This window comes from Alphaproteobacteria bacterium, assembly GCA_040905865.1.
Classification (GTDB): domain Bacteria; phylum Pseudomonadota; class Alphaproteobacteria; order UBA8366.
The window spans coordinates 23,776-43,524 of sequence record JBBDQU010000048.1 but is presented as its reverse complement, the minus strand read 5'-3'; the positions used below and the strand labels follow the sequence as shown (position 1 = coordinate 43,524).

Sequence of the window (19,749 nt, the reverse complement as noted above, 5' to 3'; positions counted from 1 at the left end):
ATTCGATATGAATATTCAGGTAATCGTATTTAGTTAATGTAGTGGAGTCTTTTCCTGATGGATATACGAAATAAAGCAATCGGCGGGATGATCGGCATCGGTATTTTCGCCGCAGCCATGTCATCGGCGCACGCTATTCCCAGCACGGTGGCGGGAACCGTTATTTCGAACGGGTCAGTGACATTGGGCGTCATCAATATGTTCGATGTTTCTTCGGATTCGGCCCAGGGAGCAATTGAATTTTCGCTCGCAGGCGTATCGAATCCCGTGTCATCCGCACTTCTTCAGGTTTTCGATTTAAGTTCGGCGACAAGTTTTCCCGGGAATACGCTCGTGAATATTTTCGGATATACGGGCGATGGCGCGCTGTCGTTTGCCGGTGATTTTGACGCTGGCGGCGCGACGTCAATTGGTTCCTTCACGTTCGTTGACGGACAGGTGGCGCCTTTTGAGGTCGATGTCACGGCTTTTGTAAACTCTCTCATTGGAACCGCGGGTTTTGCCGGGTTCAATCTGCGGTTGGGGGAAACTTCTGAATTTGTCGACCTGCAGGGGCAGAACGGCAGCCCGGATACCAACCCGCAACTGATCCTGACGGCGGATAACGGCAATATTGACGAAGTGAGCGAACCCGGGACTGTGGCGCTGCTCGGTATAGGATTGCTTGGAATCTGCGCCGCAACGCGGGGCCGAAAGCGCAAGCCTGCCTGAAACCCGTCGCTTTTACGATAACTCTATGGTTCCAGATCCTATCGGAACAGATTCAGGATCGCCTGTTCGCTTTGCGCGGCGAGGGACAGTGAATTAAGCCCCAGTTGCTCTCGTGTCTCCAGGGACAGCAGGTTGGCGCTTTCCTCATTGAGGTCGGCCAGGGTCAGTTTCCCGGCGCCGGCCTGCAGGGTATTGGTGAGATCCTCTGTAAAGTTGAGCCGGGTCTGCAGGACCGTGGAATTCGAGCCGAGCGTCGCCGCGGTGGTGCGCAATGTGGTAATGGCGTCGTTGACCTGTGTGATCGCGATGTTGATGAAGGTATCGATGGCGAAACTGGCGATTGACGCCCCGATGTTCAGGCCGGTCGTGGATGAATCGATGCCGCTGACGGTCAGCGAACTGGAGCCGTCTTCATTGAAACTGACGGCCAGGTTGTCCGGCGCATTGGAAATCAGGTTCGTGCCGCCAAAGCTGGCATCGTTGGACAGGGCGTTGATCTGAACGCGCAGCGCATCGAACTGCTGCGCCAGCGCGGCGCGTTCGTCAGTATCGCTGGTCGCCTTCGCCGTTAACGCAATACCCTTCGCCTGCTCCACCAGCGCCGTGATCGCCTCGATACCGTTGGTGGCGGCGGCGAGCGTGCTGATTCCCTGGTCGATATTGTCCTTCAGGCCCAGCAGGTCGTCGGCGCGGTTGGTCAGGCTGCGGGCGGCGAAGAAGGCGGCGGCGTCGTCCAGCGCCGAGCCGACCTTCAGCCCGGACGCCAGCCTTTCCTGCGTCCGGTCCGAGAGCTCGCTCGTGCGGCTCAGGGTCAGGAGGTTCGACCTGATGCCGGCGCTGAGAGTGATCCGTTCCGCCATGCCTGTCTGTTATCCGCAAAACGTGTTTCCCGGCCGTCGCCGACTGACGACCGGGCCGGTTCTTCGGTACAGGAGTATGCAATTCACATGCCGTATCGGTTCCGGAAAATACAATTTGGAAACAATGGATTACGTCGGACGCGGCGGATTTTGAAGCGATGGTTTCGGCAGGATTCTCCTGACCCGGCATGAACTTGCCCGCCTTCGGGACAGAATTGACCGGGCGGGCGCGTTGGCCGATGATCCTCCCCATTCGGGAGGGGCATTGACATGACGGCATTCGAACGGCGGCGCATCGGCCGCACCGGCGTCACCGTGAGCGCGATGGGCTTCGGCGGGGTCGGGCTGGGACAGCGCGTTGGGACAATCGGCGAGGCGCAGGCGGACGCCACCGTGCACGCCGCCTATGCGGCGGACATCCGCTATTTCGACACCTCGCCCTGGTACGGGCACGGGCTGAGCGAGCACCGCACCGGCCATGTGCTGCGCACCCTGCCGCGCGACGATTTCGTGCTGTCCACCAAGGTCGGCCGCATCTTCCACCGCCCGGAAAACCCCGCGACGTTCAGCACGGGCCAGTGGCGGGGCGGCCTGCCCTTCGACTACCGGCGCGACTATACCGCCGCCGGCGTGCAGCGGTCCTACGAGGACAGCCTGCTGCGGCTCGGCATGAACCGGGTCGACATGCTGTTCGTGCACGATATCGACCAGCGGCACATGGGGCCGGAGAACAGTTACGGCGGGGTCGGCGGCATCGAGGGCGCGTTCTGGCAACTGGAATGCGGCGGCGGCTGGCGGCGCCTGTCGGACATGCGCGCCTCGGGCGAGATCGGCGCCATCGGCTTCGGCTGCAACTACGCGAACATGATCCCGCGCTTCCTCGAACGCTTCGACCCGGATGTGTTCCTGGTCGCGATGCCCTATACGCTGCTCGACCAGGATGCGCTCGACGAGGCGTTTCCCATGTGCCAGGAACGCGGCATCAGCATCGTCATCGGCTCCGTCTTTTCCTCGGGCATCCTCGCCACCGGCATCCGCGACGACGCCGTCTACGGCTATAACGCGCCGCCCCCGGCGGTGGTGGAAAAGGTGCGGGCGATAACGGCGGTCTGCGCCCGCCACGGCACGACCGTCCAGGCGGCGGCGCTGCAATTCCCGCTACTGCATCCCGTCGTCGCGGCGATCATCCCCGGCGCGATGGCGCCGGGCCAGGTGACCGAAAACGTGTCCCGTCTCGGCGAACCGGTGCCGCGGGACTGCTGGAACGAACTCAAATCCGAAGGATTGCTGCGCAGGGATGCGCCAACCGGGCAAGGGAGACCCAATTAATGCAGAACTTCACCTTCACCATCGACGATCTGGGCTTTCACGGGCAGGACCTGTCCCGGCCGGAATGCGTCTGCTGCCTGGAATCGGGTGTGGTCGTCGTCTCCAACGGTTCGGGCGGCGTGTCGCGCATCGATCCGGACGGGACAACCCGGCACATCACCGCGCCCGACGGGTCGCACAAGCCGATGACCAACGGCTTCGCCATCACGCGGAAGGGCGACTTCCTGCTCGCCGATCTCAGCGCCGAGGGCGGCGTGTGGAAGCTCCAGGCGGACGGGACCTGTACGCCCTTCATCACGGAAGTCGACGGCGAAACGCTGCCATCGACGAATTTCGTCGGCGTCGATGCGAAAAACCGCGTCTGGGCCACGGTCAGCACCCGCCACAGCCCGCGCACGCTGGCCTACCGCAAGCATATCGCCGACGGCTATATCGTCCTGTCGGACGAACGCGGCACGCGCATCGTCGCGGACGGGGTGGGTTATACCAACGAGGCCATCGTCAACCCGGCCGGCGATTTCCTGGTGGTCAACGAAACCATGGCGCGGCGCACCAGCCGGTTCCGCATCCGCGATGACGGTTCGCTGGGCCCGCGCGAAACGGTCACCGAATACGGCGCGGGCGTCTATCCGGACGGGCTCGCCTTCGACGAGGAAGGCGCGTTCTGGATGACCAGCGTGCTGTCCAACCGCCTGATCCGCGTCACCCCCGATGGCGGCCAGACGCTGGTGTTCGAGGACAGCGACCCCGACATGCTGGCGGTCTGCGAGGCGGCCTACCAGGGCGGCAGCCTCGGCCCCGAACACATGGGCAAGGTGGTCTCGAAACTGGCGAAAAGCATCTCCTCCATCGCTTTCGGCGGCCCTGACCGGCGCACCGGCTATCTCGGCAACCTGCTGGACAACCGCATCTACACGTTCAAAAGCCCGGTCGCGGGGGCGGCGCCGTCGCACTGGAAGGTGACGGTCTGAGAAAGGCCGGGCGCCGCTAATCGTCAGTCCGCGGCGTAATCCAGTTCGTTGCCCCAGCGGTTGCGGATCGCCGATTCCACCGCCGCCGGCTGCATGTTGCCCATCATCGTCCCGGTGGTTCGCGTGTCGTAGTCCGGGCCGCCGATCAGTTCCTCGACCGTTTCCGGAGTCCGGACGACCAGCCCGTTCTCGCCCCACGGCGCGTAATGTTCGTCGCGGGTCGGGCCGAACAGGCCGACGGTCGGCTGTCCGGTCGCCGCCGAAAGATGCATCATGGCTGAATCGTTGCCGACGAACAGCCGGCATCGTTTCAGGGCCGCATAGGTCGACAGGATATCGAGGCCCATGCCGTCGACGATGCGGGATTCGCCGAAGGCATCGACGAGCGGTTGCGCAAACGCCCGCTCCTGGGCCGCGCCGACGAGCAGGATCCGCGCCCCCCCGGCAATGCCGCCGGGACCGGTAAGCCGCTGCGCCAGCGCGACGAAGCGGTCGGCCGGCCATATCTTGCCCTTCCAGCTTGCGCCCGGCGCCAGCGCGAGCAGGTTCCGCTCGCTGCCGAGTAAGTCCCGGGCGGCCTGCTCATGCCGGTCTGCCGTCCAGATGGTCGGCGCCAGCGGCGGCAGGGCCAGCGTGCTCGAAATAAGTTCGACGCGATGAATCGGCGCGCGGCTTTTCGGCAGGGTGTATTTTTCCCCGGCCCGGAGGACATAAGGCAAAGCCGTACGCCGCAGATCCACAATCACGCGCCAGCGCCGCCCCGCGGCCGAACGCCAGAATTCAAGCCAGTGCCGCGCGTATCGCTTCTTGCGCAGCACATGGAGGTTTTCGAGCCCCGGCGCCGCCTCGAACACTTTGGCGGCCGGCGCGCCGCAGGCGATCCGCACCGGCTCGCCGGGATAGTGCGCCATGAGATGCTGCAGCAGCCCCGTCGACAGAATCGCGTCGCCGATATGGGTGGAGGTGACGAACAGGATCCCCGTCGGTTTGCGGATCATGCGGGTTTCCGCGCTCGCCGCCGCGACCAGGGTGTGTCCTCGGGAATGTCCGGACCCGGCAATGTATCGATCCTCCGCTTCAGGGATGCCTGCCGGTCGTTGGTACGGCAAACGGAACGCCCCGGCAAGCGGCTGTCCGGTGTTCGGGGGCATAATACGCGGCGGCGGGCCTTTATACTTTGCAGCGTCGGTACGGAGTTAGGGAATGCCGGGCAGGACAAGGCCGGGGTTATGGGCATGCCAGCATATTTGATATAATTCATATATTTAGTAAATATGGCACTTTAGTTTTGCAATTTAAAATGGAAATAAGGTTATTGGCGCCAGCCTTAAATGGAGGATGCCGTGTCAGATCAATTTTCAAACATCCTTAAAAACATTATTGATAAACCGATTGAAGTGTATTCATTTGGGACGATTTTGTGGCAATGGAACGGTTTTACTTTTCGCGATGAAGCTGCGGCACTTCGTGAGCGAAAAAACATTTTAAGGGAATTTGGAGAGAATTTAATGAAATTGCAACTGAAAACGGTTGCAATTTCCAGCCCTGATGCCATACTACTTTTGAGAAACAGGACGGGCGTGGCGGTATGAGTCGGCGCGACAAGCTGGTTGCCCGACTGAAGGGCAGGCCGAAAGACTTCACCTGGGACGAACTCGTCAGGCTGCTTGAGGGTCTCGACTATACCGAGGCCGTGACGGGCAGGACAGGCGGGTCCCGGAGGCGCTTTGTCCATGCCGCCGCGCCCGCCATGGCGTTGCACAAGCCGCACCCCGGCAACATCGTCAGGATGTACGTCATTGATGACGTGTTGCGGGTGCTGACCGAGGAGGGGCTGATATGAGCACGATGCTGGAATATAAAGGGTATCTCGGATCGGTCGAATACAGCGACGAGGATGAGGTGCTGCACGGACGGCTTGAGTTCATCCGTGACCTGGTGACCTACGAAGGCGAAGACGCGAAAGGCATCAAGGCGGCGTTCCGGGAGGCCGTGGAAGATTATCTCGCGCTATGCGAGGCCGAGGACCGCAAGCCCGATGTGCCGCTGAAAGGCAGCTTCAACGTGCGCCCCGGTCGCGACCTGCACCGCCGCGCCATGCTTTACGCCAGGCGCCGGGGCATCAACCTCAACACCGTCGTCAGCGACGCGCTGCGCCGGTATCTTGAACGCGATGAGCATGCGGCGTGACCCTTATTACACTTGGGCGGTCAGGAAATCGGTGACAGAAATCGGTGACAGTGCACTATTTTTGGTGCATGGAAATAAAAAGTGCACTGTCACTGATTTACCTGTGAGATATCCGGGTTAGGCAATTACTCTTCCGGTAGCCCGAGTTTGGCGAGTTGTACGCCCATACGGTCAAGAACCTGCGGTGAGAAGACCATCGCGTCCTTGAAATGCTTGACCGTCAAGCCCGGATAGGCCGCCAAAATCACCTCAAAGGACTTCCGCGCTTCCCGTTCCCTGCCGGCGCCCAAAAGCGCTGGCGCTAGATTGCGGTGGATCCAATGGGCGTTATGCCGTTCGTCGAGCGCCCGCTGGAACATATCGGCAGCCGCATTGTCGTCTCCGGCCACCTGCAGCGCCGAGGCGATGCCTACATAATTATTGAAGTTCATCGGATCCACCGGGCTGAGCCGCAGCGCCCTGTAGAAATAGGTCTGCGCTTTTTCCGGCCGGTCGGAGTAAGTCTCTAGCCAGCCCAGTCGGCTGTAGGCCCAAGCGGCGTTAGGATCGAGCACAACGGCCCGTTCTAGCAGAATCCGGGCGGTGCCGTAATTTCTCGTAAATGTGTGGACTGTGCCCAGGACGGTAAGTATTAGCGGGTCTTCGGTGGAGATGTTTGCCGCCCGCTCGGCGAGAGACAGTGCCTGCACCTTGGCCGCATTGATGTCGTCGACCCAGTTGTAAACTGAAGTCTGCGCATGGCACCAAGCGGCTAGAGCGAGCGCCAGAGGGTAGTCCGGATCGATCTCCAGGGCCTTGTTGAGCAGGTAAAGTGCTTTGGTTGCCTCGTCCTTTTCCAACGCCCAGACATGGCCGAAGGCGCGCATTGCATAGTCGTAGGCACCCAAATCCTGCGGCGGCTTCCGCCGCGCGCGTCCGATTTCCGCCAGTCGGATGGATGGCTGCAGGGCGCCAGCTACCTGTTCGGTGATCTGGTCCTGCAGATCGAAAATGTCGTCGAGTAGACCGTCGTATTTTTCAGCCCAGATGTGCGTACCGCCTTCGGTTTCGATGAGCTGAATGGTTAACCGGATCCGACCGCCAGCCCGCTGGACGCTGCCCTCCAGTAAATAGGCAACACCGAGGTCACGCCCGATCTCGCGTACGTTTTTCGCCTGCCCTTTATAGACGAAGGCCGAGTTGCGGGCGATAACAAAGAAGGCGCCGATACGGCTCAGCGCGGCAGTCAGCGCCTCCACTACGCCGTCCGCGAAATATTCCTGCTCGGGATCCCCGGACATATTGTCGAAGGGTAGGACGGCAATGGACGGTTTGTCGGGCAATGGCGGAGCAGCGTAGGCAGGAGATTTTGCGCCTGGTTGCTCGGCCACGTTGGAAGCCGCGGGCGACCATTGCCACACGCGAACCGGCCGCGAGATATTTTTTACCTCTTGCTCACCCAGATCAATGAATGATGCGTCGATACGATCCCTAATCTGTTCATATGTGCCGCCGGAGATACAAATACCGCCCGGCAGCGACATCATTTCCAGCCGTGCGGCGATGTTCACGCCATCGCCCTGAATATCGTCGCCGTCGATCACCACGTCGCCAAGGTTGACTCCGACACGGAATTCGATCCGCTCTTCCGCCGCCTGAGCGGCATTACGGTCGGCGATCGCATGTTGTATTTCGATGGCGGCACGAACGGCGTCCACGACGCTCGAGAATTCCGCCAGCATGCCATCCCCCATCAATTTGACGATCCGGCCATGATGTTCGGCGATCTTCGGGTTAATCAGGCTCGCGCGCAATGCCTGCAGGGCCGCGAGTGTTCCTTCCTCATCCGCCCTGATAAGGCGCGAGTAGCCGACTACATCGGTGGCAAGAATTGCGGCGAGACGGCGTTCCAATGAGTTCCTCCGTTTCAGGAAGCTTAGCAGCGATCAAGCTGGCAATCCATGCGCCAGTGATGGTTCGCGAAACCCGAACGCCGCGCCCGCCGCACTCGACCAAACGGGCGTGCAAAAACGTCCCCCCTTTTTTCCAGCCGCCGATCGCCAAACTCTCCCAACGTCATCTCGCTCATCCCGACCTCCGAAGATCATAGAACCAGCAAAACGAATCAAAACCTGCGTATCAATTCAAGAAATCTTCCGCCGTATACAGCCGCCACCTCAAAGCCGAAAATACTCCGGCCGTCCCGTCGGCCATGAGTCGCCCCAGAGCTGCTGGCCGCCGTCCACCGTCAGCACCTCGCCGGTGACGAACTTGCCGGAGGGGGCCGCCAGGTAGACGCAGGCTTCGGCGATGTCCTGGGCGTCGCCGACATGGCGCATCGGGTTGGCCTCGCTGAAGGTCGCGCTGCCCTCCGGCGGGTAGACGGCGAAGCCCTCGGTCTCGTTGCAGCCGGGTGCCACGCAGTTGACGCGGATGTTCAGCGGCGCCCATTCGATGGCGACGCTTTTCGACAGGTACACCACGCCCGCCCGCGCGGCGCAGGTATGGGCGATGCCCGGCATGCCGCGCCAGATATCGGCGACGATATTGACGATGCAGCCGGGTTTGGCCGCGTCGCGCCAGCGTTGCGCCGCCGCCTGCATCATGTACCAGCTGCCGTTCAGGTTGGTGTCGATCACCGCGTTCCAGCCCTTCACCGAATAGTCGATGGCCGGCTGCGGGAACTGCCCGCCCGCGTTGTTGACCAGCACGTCCAGCCCGCCATGCCGTTCCGCCACCGCGTCCATCAGGTCCGATACCGCCTGCGGGTCGCGGATGGTCATGGGGTGGGTCGAGATATCGGCGCCGATGCGGTCGAACAGCGGCTTCACCGCGTCCAGCTTTTCCGGGTTGCGGCCGCAGATCGCGACCGACGCGCCGAGCCGCGCGAACAGCGCCGCCGTCGCCTTGCCGAGCCCGCTGCCGCCGCCCGATACCAGCGCCACCTTTCCCTTGAACAGGTCCGGCGCGAATACCGTCGGCTGGGTGATCAATTCGTCGTCGGTGAACCCGAACTTCTGTTGCTCGCTCATAAACAATCGCCTTTGTGCTGTCGTAAGTCCTAGGATGCTCCGCTACTCAACCAGTCCCGGGAAGGAAAGACAATGGAGTTCGGGTTTACCGACGAACAGCAGGCGATCCGGGACACCGCCCGCCGCTTCGCCCGCGAGAAACTGGCGCCGGACTACCGCGCGCGCGCGGAAAACGGCGCGATCGACCGGGCGCTGGTGCGGGAAATGGGATCGCTGGGGCTGATCGCCGGCGACCTGCCGGAGGAATATGGCGGTTTCGGGCTGGACAGCACGAGCATCGGCATCGTGGTGGAGGAGATCTGTTACGCCGACCTGAATGTCGGCTATGTGCAGGTGCTGGGATCGCTCAACGGCCGGATCATCGGCGCGCATGCCCGCCCGGCGCTGGCGCGCGAATGGATCCCGCGCATCGTCGCCGGGGAAACGCTGGTCGCGCTGGCGCTGACCGAACCGCGCGGCGGGTCGGACGCCGCCCATCTGCGGCTCCGCGCCGAACGCGACGGCGGCGAATATGTGCTGAACGGCGAGAAGACCTCCATTTCCCTGTCCGGCCAGGCCGACCTTGCCGTGGTCTTCGCCCGCACCGGCGCGCCGGAGGACGGGGCGCGCGGCGTCAGCGCCTTCCTCGTGCCGCTCGATTCGCCGGGCGTTTCCCGCACGCGATTCGACGACCTGGGCTCGGAGGCGGTGGGCCGCGGCGCGCTGCATTTCGACAATGTGCGGGTCGCGGCGGACATGATGCTGGGCGAGGAGGGCGGCGGGTTCCGGCAGGTGATGAACGGGTTCGACTACAGCCGCGCGCTGATCGGGTTGCAATGCCTTGCCGCCGCGCGCGCCTCGCTGGACGAAACCTGGCCGCATGTGGCGGAACGCGAGGCCTTCGGCCGCCCGCTGGCGCAGTACCAGGGAGTCAGTTTCCCGCTGGCGGAGGGCGAGGCGCATTACAAATCCGTGCGGCTGCTGTGCTACGAAACCCTGTGGCGGCGCGACGCGGGACAGCCCCATACCGGCGAGGCGGCGATGGCCAAATGGCTCGGCCCGAAGACCGCGCTGGAGATCATCCATCAATGCCTGCTGACCCATGGCCATGCGGGCTATTCCCGCGACCTGCCGCACCAGCAGCGGCTGCGCGACGTGATCGGGCTGGAAATCGGCGACGGCACCGCGCAGATCATGAAACTGATCGTGGCGCGGGAAAAGATCGGCCGCATTGCCGTGCAGTACGGATGATCGTAGCATTCCGCCACCATAGATATGCGCCACCGCGCCAGAGACATGCGCGAATGCGCCAGCCTGGGAGGGACAGAGCATGAAAGCCGGAGAAGTCATTGCCGAAATCCTGAAACGCGAAGGGGTCGAAATCCTGTTCGCCTATCCGGTCAACCATATCATCGACTTCGCGGCGCGGGCCGATATCCGCCCCGTCATCGTGCGCCAGGAACGTATCGGGCTGCACATGGCCGACGCGCTGGCGCGGCTGTCCAGCGGGCGCAAGGTGGGCGTCTTCGCCATGCAGCACGGCCCGGGGGCGGAAAACGCCTTTGGCGGCGTGGCGCAGGCCTGGGGCGAGTCGGCCCCGGTGCTGGTCATCCCCCAGGGCTATGCTCGCAAGCTGGCGCATGTGTCGCCGAACTTCAATTCGGTGCTCAATTTCAAGCATGTCACCAAGTCGTCGGAGCCGATCATCAACGCGCAGTCGATCCCCGACGTGATGCGCCGCGCCTTCACCCAGATCCGCAACGGCCGGCCCGGCCCGGCGCTGGTGGAGATGCCGGGCGACGTATTCGCCGAGGAATTCCAGGGCGAACTGGACTACACGCCGGTGCACCGCACCAGGGTCGGGCCGGATCCCGCCGCTGTGGCGGAGGTGGCCGACGTGCTGGCCAGTGCCAGGAACCTCGTCATCTATGCCGGGCAGGGGGTGCATTACGCGGAAGCCTGGGACCAGTTGAAGGCGCTGGCCGAACTGCTGGGCGCGCCCGTGACCTCCAGCCTGGGGGGCAAGAGCGCCTTTCCCGAAAACCACCCGCTTTCGCTGGGTTCCGGCGGACGGGCGATCTCAAAGCAGCTTCGCGTCTTCCTCGACAAGGCGGACGTGATCTTCGGCATCGGCTGCAGCTTCACCCAGACCAATTTCGGCGTCGACATGCCGAAGGGCAAGACCATCGTACATTCGACCCTGGACCCCGCCGACCTGGACAAGGACGTGGTGTCGAAACATGCGCTGGTCGGCGATGCGGGGCTGGTGCTGGACGCGCTGCTGCCGGCGCTGAAGGAGAAGCTGGGCGGCACGGCGCGCGATGCGGGCCCCGTCGCGGCGGAGATCGCGTCGATCAAGGAGGGCTGGCTCGCGGAATGGATGCCGAAGCTGACCTCGGACGAGGCGCCGCTGTCGCCCTACCGGGTGCTGTGGGATCTCGCCAACACGGTCGACCGGCCGAACACGATCATCACCCATGACGCGGGTTCGCCGCGCGACCAGCTGTCGCCCTTCTGGGAATCGGTCACCCCGCTGTCCTATATCGGCTGGGGCAAGACGACCCAGCTCGGCTACGGGCTCGGCCTCGCCATGGGGGCGAAGCTGGCGAAGCCGGACAGGCTGTGCATCAACGTCTGGGGCGACGCCGCCATCGGCTTTACAGGCATGGATTTCGAGACGGCGGTGCGCGAGCGCATCCCGATCCTGTCGATCCTGCTGAACAATTTCTCCATGGCGATCGAACTGCCGATCATGAAGGATTCGACGGACAAGTACCGATCCACCGACATTTCCGGCGACTACGCCGCCATGGCCCGCGCCTTCGGCGGCTATGGCGAACGGGTGACGACGCCGGAAGAGATCGTCCCCGCGATCAGGCGAGGCATCGCCGAGACCGAGGCCGGCCGGCCGGCGTTGCTCGAATTCATCACCAGCAAGGAAATCTCGATTTCCAGCTACTGACCTGTCAGTATTCCGGTGAGAGGAAGGGCCCGGATAAGGCGGCGCGGCAAACGGCGCATCGATCATTGCCGGCAGCACATCACATTCGCATGGCTGCTGGATCGCCACAGGCGATGTCCGTAAACCACGATCTGCGCGGGACATAAACATACTTAGCACCTAAAATCACCACATTTACGCCATAAATTCTACCGAGGGTCTTTCCCTTCTGCGCGACACCGTACCCGCCGGGGACAGGCAGGGCTATGCGGGTACCTGTCGCACTGTCAATAAGAAGGGGGAAATTTCATGGCAGAACTATGGGTCGGCCCGGGAGAATCGTTTTCCACGCTGAGTGGTGCGGTCGGGGCCAGTCAGGATGGCGATACGATCTTCATCCGCGCGGGCGTCTATGCGAACGACTTTGCGACGATCAATCATCCGCTCAGCATCATTGGCGTCGGCGGCATGGCGCATCTGACCGCATCCACCGAGATCAGCAACGGCAAGGCGATCCTGGTAACAAACGCGGACACGGTCATTGAGAACCTGGAGTTTTCGGGCGCGGCGGTCGCAGATCGCAACGGTGCGGGAATCCGCCAGCAGTCGGGCGATCTGACGGTGCGCGACAGTTATTTTCACAACAACGAGAACGGCATCCTGTCCGCCTCGAATTCGACCAGCCAAATCGCCATCGAAAATTCCACGTTCGACCGGAACGGCAATGGGACCAACTCCACCCATCACCTGTATATCGGCCGCGTCGAATCGCTGACGGTAACCGACAGTACCTTCACGGAAGCCCGCGACGTTACCCATATCCAGAGCCGCGCCTTCAGCACGACAGTGGCCAATTCCACCTTCGACGATACCGGGGGAACGGCGAGTTACCTGATCAACCTGCCCAATGCGGGCGAGGGAGTCATCACCGGTAACACACTGGTCTACAGCGAGACAGCGGGGAACCGCGTCGCAATAAACTACGGCACTGCTTCGCTGAAGCATCCGGGGTCGATTACCGTCGAGGACAACATCCTGATCAACAATTTTGATCCGGGCAAGGTCGTCAACGGTGTCCGCAATGCGACGGATCACGAAGCCTTCGTCACTGATAATATCCTGGTCCGCTTCGACAATGCGGTCATCGGCAATGCGACGCAGTTCGGCAACCAGATGCTGGAGGCCGAAATCACCGGCGATTCGGGCGCCAATATCCTGACCGGCACGGCAGCGGATGAACTGATCGACGGACGCGCTGGCGACGATACGATCTCCGGTGGCGGCGGTAACGACATTCTGGTCGGCGGCGCAGGCAACGACACGTTCGTCATCGGCGCGGATAACGGTCACGATACCGTTTACGGCTTTATTGCCGGTGCCGGAACCGAAGACCGTTTCGACCTGTCGGCGCGCTCCGACGTCGCGAGTTTTTCGTCACTGCTCGACGTAACCTCGGATGACGGTACGGATACAACCATTGCCTTCGCCAATGGTGACCGGCTGTCGCTGGCAAATATCCTTGTAGCGGAACTCCATCCAGAGGACTTCATATTCGACGGTACTGCTCCGCCGCCACCGGTGAGTGAGCCTGCGCCGCCGCCGGTGAGTGGGGGCGAACTGCTGTCGGAAACGTTCGACGACGGGAACCTGGCGGGCTGGACGGTCATGGATCAGGGCGATGTGCGGGGGCCGTCATCCTGGTCGGTGATCGACCAGGAGGCGGTGCAGAAATCGAACATCCACAACATACAACTTCCGAGGGGAACCGGCCGCGAGGGCACGATGCTGGTCTGGAACGATGCATCGGCCCAGTCCTGGCAGGATTATACCGTCGAGACGACGATGCGTTCGACGGATAATGACGGCATCGGACTGGCGTTTTATTTCCAGGACACGGACAACTATTACAAGGTCGATTTCGACCATGAGCGTTCCTTCAGCACGCTGTTCCAGGTGAAGGACGGGGTTGAAACGACGCTGGCGACGACCGCCGGTCCGGGATTTGTCGTCGGCGAGGAGACGCAGCTGTCGGTATCCGTATCCGGCGACGGGATCACGGTGTCGCGCAATGGCGAGGACGTGTTCGGCGGCCCCGTGACGGGCGGGTCCCTGGCGGGCGGAACGGTCGCGCTGTACTCCTGGGGCAATAGAGGCGCCCATTACGACGATGTTGTGGTCACGTCGCTCAATGACTTGCCGCCGGTGAGTGAGGCTCCGCCGCCGGTGAGTGAGCCTGCGCCGCCGCCGGTGAGTGAGCCTACTCCGCCGCCGGGAAGTGGGGGCGAACTGCTGTCGGAAACGTTCGACGACGGGAACCTGGCGGGCTGGACGGTCATGGATCAGGGCGATGTGCGGGGGCCGTCATCCTGGTCGGTGATCGACCAGGAGGCGGTGCAGAAATCGAACATCCACAACATACAACTTCCGAGGGGAACCGGCCGCGAGGGCACGATGCTGGTCTGGAACGATGCATCGGCCCAGTCCTGGCAGGATTATACCGTCGAGACGACGATGCGTTCGACGGATAATGACGGCATCGGACTGGCGTTTTATTTCCAGGACACGGACAACTATTACAAGGTCGATTTCGACCATGAGCGTTCCTTCAGCACGCTGTTCCAGGTGAAGGACGGGGTTGAAACGACGCTGGCGACGACCGCCGGTCCGGGATTTGTCGTCGGCGAGGAGACGCAGCTGTCGGTATCCGTATCCGGCGACGGGATCACGGTGTCGCGCAATGGCGAGGACGTGTTCGGCGGCCCCGTGACGGGCGGGTCCCTGGCGGGCGGAACGGTCGCGCTGTACTCCTGGGGCAATAGAGGCGCCCATTACGACGATGTTGTGGTCACGAGTAACCAGGTCGCCACGAGCGCCGATCTGCACGTCGCTGGTCAGTTCGGCGTCACCTCGGAAGGGACTGTGGATATGGCCGCATCGGACCTGTCGTCCGCCTCAACCGGAAGCACGGTCAATACGGCCAGTGCTGAAGCCTCCCCTGTTGCCTCGACGACAGCGGACACCGAAGCGCATGAAGTACCCGGTGGCGACGGTTATTCCGCCTACGACACCGGTAGCCCCCGCGATGCCGCTTTTGCGAATGCCGTTGCCGAATCGGCCTGAGGACATATCACTGATGGCATATCAGGATTAAACGGAACCTCGACCGGTTCCCTTTAATCCTGTGAAGGTGCTTTGTCTTCAACAAGACACATCAGATTCACGTGTTTGATTGGATCGCCAGAGGCGATTCCAGTCAAACACGATCTGATCTGATAGCGGGCGATGATGATGACGGAATCGTGAAATTGAAACGTAACGCCTTTTGCAACGGAAACGGAATCTCCCTATAATCGGGACCGACGTCTTCAACGTGACTTGTCCATGTTTTGAGGGAGTTACGCCATTGCCCCGCAGACTGCTTCGGTCCCTGTTTTACGGTGTCGCGATCACCCTGTTCGTCATCCGGGCCGTTGCGGCCGATGGCATGGTCCTTGGCCTGTCGGCCGAGGTCGACGAGCTGGAACTGTATAAATCGAGTACTGACGACAAGCCGGCACTGGTCCTGACGGCGGATGAACTGGCATTTCCGGCCGCCATCCTGGCCGTGTCCGATAACGGCATGTTCAAGATACCGCACAAAGGCGCGGAATACTGGGTCATCACCGACGACGTGCGGTCCAGCGTGGAGCGACGCGTGGATACCTCATGCGATCCGAAGATGGCGGGAAGCATTGTCGCGCACGGTAAACGCGGCGCGGGGGAGGGATGTCAATGATACTGAAGCAGACCGCTGCTGTATTGGCGCTATGCCTGGGTTTTGGCCAGGGCGCCGCGGCACAGGGTTTTTTCGACAACCTGAAAGGGGCGCTGGGCGGCGACCAGAAGCCGGCGCAGGATGCAACCTATCTTGACCGGCTTACCGCCAGTCGCCCCGGTTGCGGCGGCAACGGGCAGACCAGCTACCTGAATGCGTCGGTCGAGCAGGGGCTTGGCGTCGTCGCGGAAAAGGAAATTTCCGCCTACCTCCAGGGCATCGCCGCGAAGCTGCTGCGGCATTCGCCCTATCCCGCCTGCCAGGTCACGGTCTATGTGACGCCGCATGACGCCGCGCAGGCCGTGGCGCTGGCCGATGGCGGAATCCTGATCGCGCTGGGCTTCCTGCGGAACCTGAAGAACGAGGACGAAGTCGCGGCGCTTCTGGCGCATGAACTGTCGCATATCCTGATGGACCATCATTCCAGCGACAGCATGGTCGAATCGCAGGATGGTTTCCTCAAGGGGCTGGAGGCGGCGAATGCATCGGGCGGCATGCTGCTGGGCCTTGTCGATCCGAACTTGAAGAAAAGCGTCGATGCGACGCTCTCGGTCGGCGACGCGCTGTACAATGTCAGCGAAAGCATGATAGCCCCGGCCTGGACCGTGGCCCAGGAAGACGAAGCCGACCTGCTGGGCACGGACCTGCTGGTCGCGGCCGGGTACAACCCGCGCGCCATGGCGTCGGTGATGGACATCATCCAGGCGCAGGAAGCAAACGCGGCGGCGGTCGACGCGGAACGCGACAGGCTGTACCAGCAGCGCGTTACCGGCTCGCTGATGGATGCGGTGACAACCACTAACCCGAACGATACGACATCGATTGTCGGCGCGGTCGCGGGGCTGACCTCGGCGCTGGTGTCCGGCGCGGACAAGAAGACCCATCGCCCCGCCGCCGAACGCAAGGCGGACGTGCTGGCCTATATCAAGCAGTTTCACAGCCAGCACCGGCGTCGCGCCTTTGCCGCCGAGCCATGGGAAACGCGGATGAACGCCGGTGAAAGCGGGCAGATGTTCGCGCAGTACCGGGCGGCGGCGTCCGCGCGGCGGGCGGTCTTTACCGGCGGCGATCTGAATGCCGCGGCGGAGGATGCGCGGAAGGGCGTTGCCGGCGCGTTTTCAAATGACGCCTATCCGCGCCTGGCCTATTCGGAGGTCCGGCTCAAGCAGGGCGCGCATGACAAGGCGCTGGAGAACCTGGAACTCGCGATGGGCGCCGGCAACGCGCCATGGCATGTCTATCGCAGCTATGCGGACATGCAACTGGCGACAGGCAATGCCGGTAAGGCGACGGAAACGGTTGAAAGCGCCGACCGGAAGTTCGGCCGTCCGCTCGGGATCGCGCCCTACGCCATCAAGGTATACCGGTCAGCGAATAATTCGGAAAAGGTCAATTATTATATGGAACGCTGCCGGAACGGCGGGTCGCGGGCGCATATCAAGGTTTGTGAAACCGCGGCGGGGCTGGAACCCGAAACGGGTTCCGGTCAATCCGGTGGCGGTGCAACGGGCGTGCGCGGCTTTTTCGGCGGGATTATTTCCGGCGGTGCGGCGGGGTCCTCTTCGAGTTTTGACCCCCTGAGCACCGATAACCCCAGTCCGGATTAGCGCGTAACGCTATTTGGATTCCGCAACGTAGACACCTGTCCAGTCCGTGCCTGGCGGCGATATCTCGTACGCGGCTATCCGTTCCTCATACAGGTCGTACAGCGTGTCGAGGCGCCATTCAGCGCGCGCCAGATCCCGGCATTTGCTTGCGTGCTGCCGCGCGGCGGTCCACTGCTGCGCACGATACGCCGCCAGCAGCGCGGCTTGCGCCGTCTCCAGGTTCCGGAAATCGTCGTCCTCGCGCAGCGTCCTGTCGCCCAGCAGGGCATGGACATGAACCGCCGCGGCCCGACCCTTCACGGCAATCATGTCCAGTTCCAGCGCCGCGAATTCCGGCGCGGCGGCGCGGGTGTCCTCGCCGATCAGGATATCCACGCCATAGGTCTTCGACTGCCCCTCCAGGCGCGATGACAGGTTCACCGCATCGCCCAGCACCGAATAATCGAAACGCTGCTCCGAGCCCATATTGCCGACGATGCAGTTTCCCGTATTGAGCCCGACCCCGGCCCTGATCGTGATAGGGGCCTCGTTCTCCGCCGCGGTATTGGACAGCCGCTCGTTCAATGCCTTCAGGGCGTCCTGCATGGCCAGTGCTGACTGGCAGGCATGGGCGGCATGCACGGGATCGTCCAGCGGCGCGTTCCAGAACGCCATGATGCAGTCGCCCATATACTTGTCGATTGTGCCGCCCCGGTTCAAAATCTCGTTGCTCATCGGCGTCAGGAACCGGTTGATCAGCTGTGTCAGCCCTTCCGGATTTTGCCCGAAACGTTCCGATATCGCGGTAAAGCCGCGGATGTCGCAGAACAGGAAGGTCATATTGCGCCGTTCGCCGCCCAGGGTCAGTCGGTCCGGGTTCTCCGCCAGCAGTTCGACGATGGCCGGGGCGACGTAATGGCCGAAGGCGCTGCGGACGGCGCTGCGTTCGCGCCGCAGCTCCAGGACCAGCAGGAACCGGTCCAGCGCCGCGGCGCTCAGCAGGGTCGCGGCCGGCAGGACGGGGTCGAACAGCATCCGGTGCCCGGCGAATGCGAACCAGGCGAACAGGCCAAGCGCGCCGGAAGCGACAACGGCAATGATCCAGGGCGGCGGCCATGTCCGGCCCAGCCCTACGGCCAGCAGGAGCAGCAGACCGACCGCCAGGGTTACGGCGAACTCCGCCTCGCGTCCCCAGTCCGGCCGCTCCAGAAAGTCCCGGGACAGAATCTGTTCGGTGAACTGCGCATGGGTTTCCATGCCCGGAACCCACTGGTCCAGCGGGGTCAGGCGCAGGTCGTGCAATCCCTCGGCGCCCGTGCCGATAATGGCAATGGCATCTTTCAGGGCCTCATCGGGCAGGCTGCGCGACAGGACATCCGCCGCGGAAACATAGCGGCCCGGTTTCGAGCCGATGTCGTACAGTCGCATCTGGCCGTACCGGTCCGTCGGAATTTCGGTGTCGCCTATCGCGACGGCCCGCAAACCCGGCTGGCGGGTCAGGGCGGTGATGCCGCCGCCTTTTGCCGCGAGGACCAGCGCCGCCGCCAGCGACGGCACGGTACGCTTGCCGACCTTGTACAGCAGCGCCGCCCGCCGGGTGATGCCGTCCGCATCGACACGGGGGTCGATGGACGCGTTCGACGCGGCCTGTTCCTGCAGGATGGGCAGGGCGGAAATGGCGCCTGGAAAATACGACAGGTAGCGCTGGTCCTTGCGCCGTTCGAAATTGACGCGCGGCAGATTGGCCAGCGCCCGCGACCCGTTCGGCGATTCAGTTTCCTCGACGCTGAGCGCCATGACCGTTGGAATCCTGCCGACAGCGGTGGCGAGGATCGTATCGTTGTCCGGCTGCGCGGCAATGGCTTCCGGATCGAGCGGCGGCGTGTATCCCGGCACGTCGCGGCGCAATCCGTCGAAGACGTTGGCCAGCGACGTCCGGTCGGGTTCCGCGAAAATCACGTCGAAGGCGATGGCCCGGGCGCCATAGGCGTGCAGCGAATCCACCAGCCGCGCCATGCGCGCCCGCGGCCAGGGCCACTGGCCGTGCGCGGCCAGGCTTTCCTCGTCGATATTGACGATACGGACCTTCAGGTCCGGGTCCCAGGCGCGCGGCTTGGCGCGCACCATTTCGTCCCAGACCCACTCGCGCGACAGCAGGATGAACTGCGGCTCGAACCAGGACAGGCCGGCGCCGATGGTGACCAGCGCCGCGACGATGGCCAGCCGCGCCGCTTTCAGGCGGAATGGTTTGAGGAAACGCGAAATCGGACGTGCTGGTCGCATGCGGCGCGCGGCTTCTTCGAAGTTCATCCATCGGGACCACGCCGTTGACTTGCGGCGCGATGCGTCCTGCCGAA

General features: G+C 62.9%; 16 protein-coding genes. 11 read left to right on the top strand and 5 right to left on the bottom strand.

What is annotated here, in order from left to right:
• Positions 1-87: 87 nt before the first annotated feature.
• Positions 88-711: a PEP-CTERM sorting domain-containing protein gene (locus WD767_10115; GenBank protein ID MEX2616441.1), complete on the top strand. Its 624-nt coding sequence runs from the start codon at positions 88-90 to the stop codon at positions 709-711.
• 38 nt (positions 712-749) lie between these two features.
• Here the strand turns inward: WD767_10115 and WD767_10110 are convergent, their stop codons facing one another.
• The gene (locus WD767_10110; protein MEX2616440.1) at positions 750-1,571 is read right to left on the bottom strand and encodes a flagellin; all 822 of its coding nucleotides are present in this window, start codon (positions 1,569-1,571) and stop codon (positions 750-752) included.
• Positions 1,572-1,841: 270 nt separating this feature from the next.
• Here WD767_10110 and WD767_10105 point away from each other — a divergent pair, with 270 nt between their 5' ends.
• Together WD767_10105 and WD767_10100 are read left to right on the top strand one after the other, a co-directional pair.
• Positions 1,842-2,900 (top strand): aldo/keto reductase, encoded by a 1,059-nt coding sequence (locus tag WD767_10105; protein MEX2616439.1) that lies wholly within the window; start codon positions 1,842-1,844, stop codon positions 2,898-2,900.
• Positions 2,900-3,871: an SMP-30/gluconolactonase/LRE family protein gene (locus tag WD767_10100; GenBank protein ID MEX2616438.1), complete on the top strand. Its 972-nt coding sequence runs from the start codon at positions 2,900-2,902 to the stop codon at positions 3,869-3,871. Before WD767_10105 ends, WD767_10100 begins: the two co-directional genes overlap by 1 nt.
• Before the next feature lie 23 nt (positions 3,872-3,894).
• Here the strand turns inward: WD767_10100 and WD767_10095 are convergent, their stop codons facing one another.
• Entirely contained in the window at positions 3,895-4,869 is a 975-nt protein-coding gene (locus WD767_10095; GenBank protein ID MEX2616437.1) for a glycosyltransferase family 9 protein, read from the bottom strand.
• Between the two features lie 345 nt (positions 4,870-5,214).
• Between WD767_10095 and WD767_10090 the strand changes: the two genes are divergently transcribed.
• From WD767_10090 to WD767_10080, 3 genes are read left to right on the top strand one after another with little or no spacing between them, the layout of a single operon-like run.
• Positions 5,215-5,463, top strand: a complete 249-nt coding sequence (locus tag WD767_10090; GenBank protein MEX2616436.1) for a hypothetical protein — start codon at positions 5,215-5,217, stop codon at positions 5,461-5,463.
• Positions 5,460-5,714, top strand: a complete 255-nt coding sequence (locus tag WD767_10085) for a type II toxin-antitoxin system HicA family toxin (GenBank protein MEX2616435.1) — start codon at positions 5,460-5,462, stop codon at positions 5,712-5,714. The genes WD767_10090 and WD767_10085 overlap by 4 nt, the downstream gene beginning before the upstream one ends.
• Positions 5,711-6,061 carry a type II toxin-antitoxin system HicB family antitoxin gene (locus tag WD767_10080; GenBank protein MEX2616434.1) on the top strand — a complete coding sequence of 117 codons (351 nt, stop codon included), beginning with the start codon at positions 5,711-5,713 and terminating at the stop codon, positions 6,059-6,061. The genes WD767_10085 and WD767_10080 overlap by 4 nt, the downstream gene beginning before the upstream one ends.
• Positions 6,062-6,186: 125 nt before the next feature.
• Here the strand turns inward: WD767_10080 and WD767_10075 are convergent, their stop codons facing one another.
• A complete protein-coding gene (locus tag WD767_10075; protein ID MEX2616433.1) occupies positions 6,187-7,953 on the bottom strand; it encodes an adenylate/guanylate cyclase domain-containing protein in 1,767 nt (588 codons plus the stop codon).
• Positions 7,954-8,217: 264 nt separating this feature from the next.
• The gene (locus WD767_10070; protein ID MEX2616432.1) at positions 8,218-9,072 is read right to left on the bottom strand and encodes an SDR family oxidoreductase; all 855 of its coding nucleotides are present in this window, start codon (positions 9,070-9,072) and stop codon (positions 8,218-8,220) included.
• 72 nt (positions 9,073-9,144) lie between these two features.
• Between WD767_10070 and aliB the strand changes: the two genes are divergently transcribed.
• From aliB to WD767_10045, 5 genes are all read left to right on the top strand, one after another.
• Positions 9,145-10,302, top strand: a complete 1,158-nt coding sequence (gene aliB, locus WD767_10065; GenBank protein MEX2616431.1) for a cyclohexanecarboxyl-CoA dehydrogenase — start codon at positions 9,145-9,147, stop codon at positions 10,300-10,302.
• A 22-nt stretch (positions 10,303-10,324) separates the two neighbouring features.
• The gene (locus WD767_10060) at positions 10,325-12,013 is read left to right on the top strand and encodes a thiamine pyrophosphate-requiring protein (protein MEX2616430.1); all 1,689 of its coding nucleotides are present in this window, start codon (positions 10,325-10,327) and stop codon (positions 12,011-12,013) included.
• 288 nt (positions 12,014-12,301) lie between these two features.
• Entirely contained in the window at positions 12,302-15,112 is a 2,811-nt protein-coding gene (locus tag WD767_10055) for a right-handed parallel beta-helix repeat-containing protein (protein MEX2616429.1), read from the top strand.
• Between the two features lie 283 nt (positions 15,113-15,395).
• The gene (locus WD767_10050) at positions 15,396-15,767 is read left to right on the top strand and encodes a hypothetical protein (protein MEX2616428.1); all 372 of its coding nucleotides are present in this window, start codon (positions 15,396-15,398) and stop codon (positions 15,765-15,767) included.
• On the top strand, positions 15,764-17,413 hold the full coding sequence (locus WD767_10045; protein MEX2616427.1) for a M48 family metalloprotease: 1,650 nt from the start codon (positions 15,764-15,766) through the stop codon (positions 17,411-17,413). The genes WD767_10050 and WD767_10045 overlap by 4 nt, the downstream gene beginning before the upstream one ends.
• A gap of 9 nt (positions 17,414-17,422) precedes the next feature.
• Here WD767_10045 and WD767_10040 read toward each other — a convergent pair whose 3' ends face one another.
• The gene (locus WD767_10040; protein ID MEX2616426.1) at positions 17,423-19,675 is read right to left on the bottom strand and encodes an adenylate/guanylate cyclase domain-containing protein; all 2,253 of its coding nucleotides are present in this window, start codon (positions 19,673-19,675) and stop codon (positions 17,423-17,425) included.
• Positions 19,676-19,749: the final 74 nt, after the last annotated feature.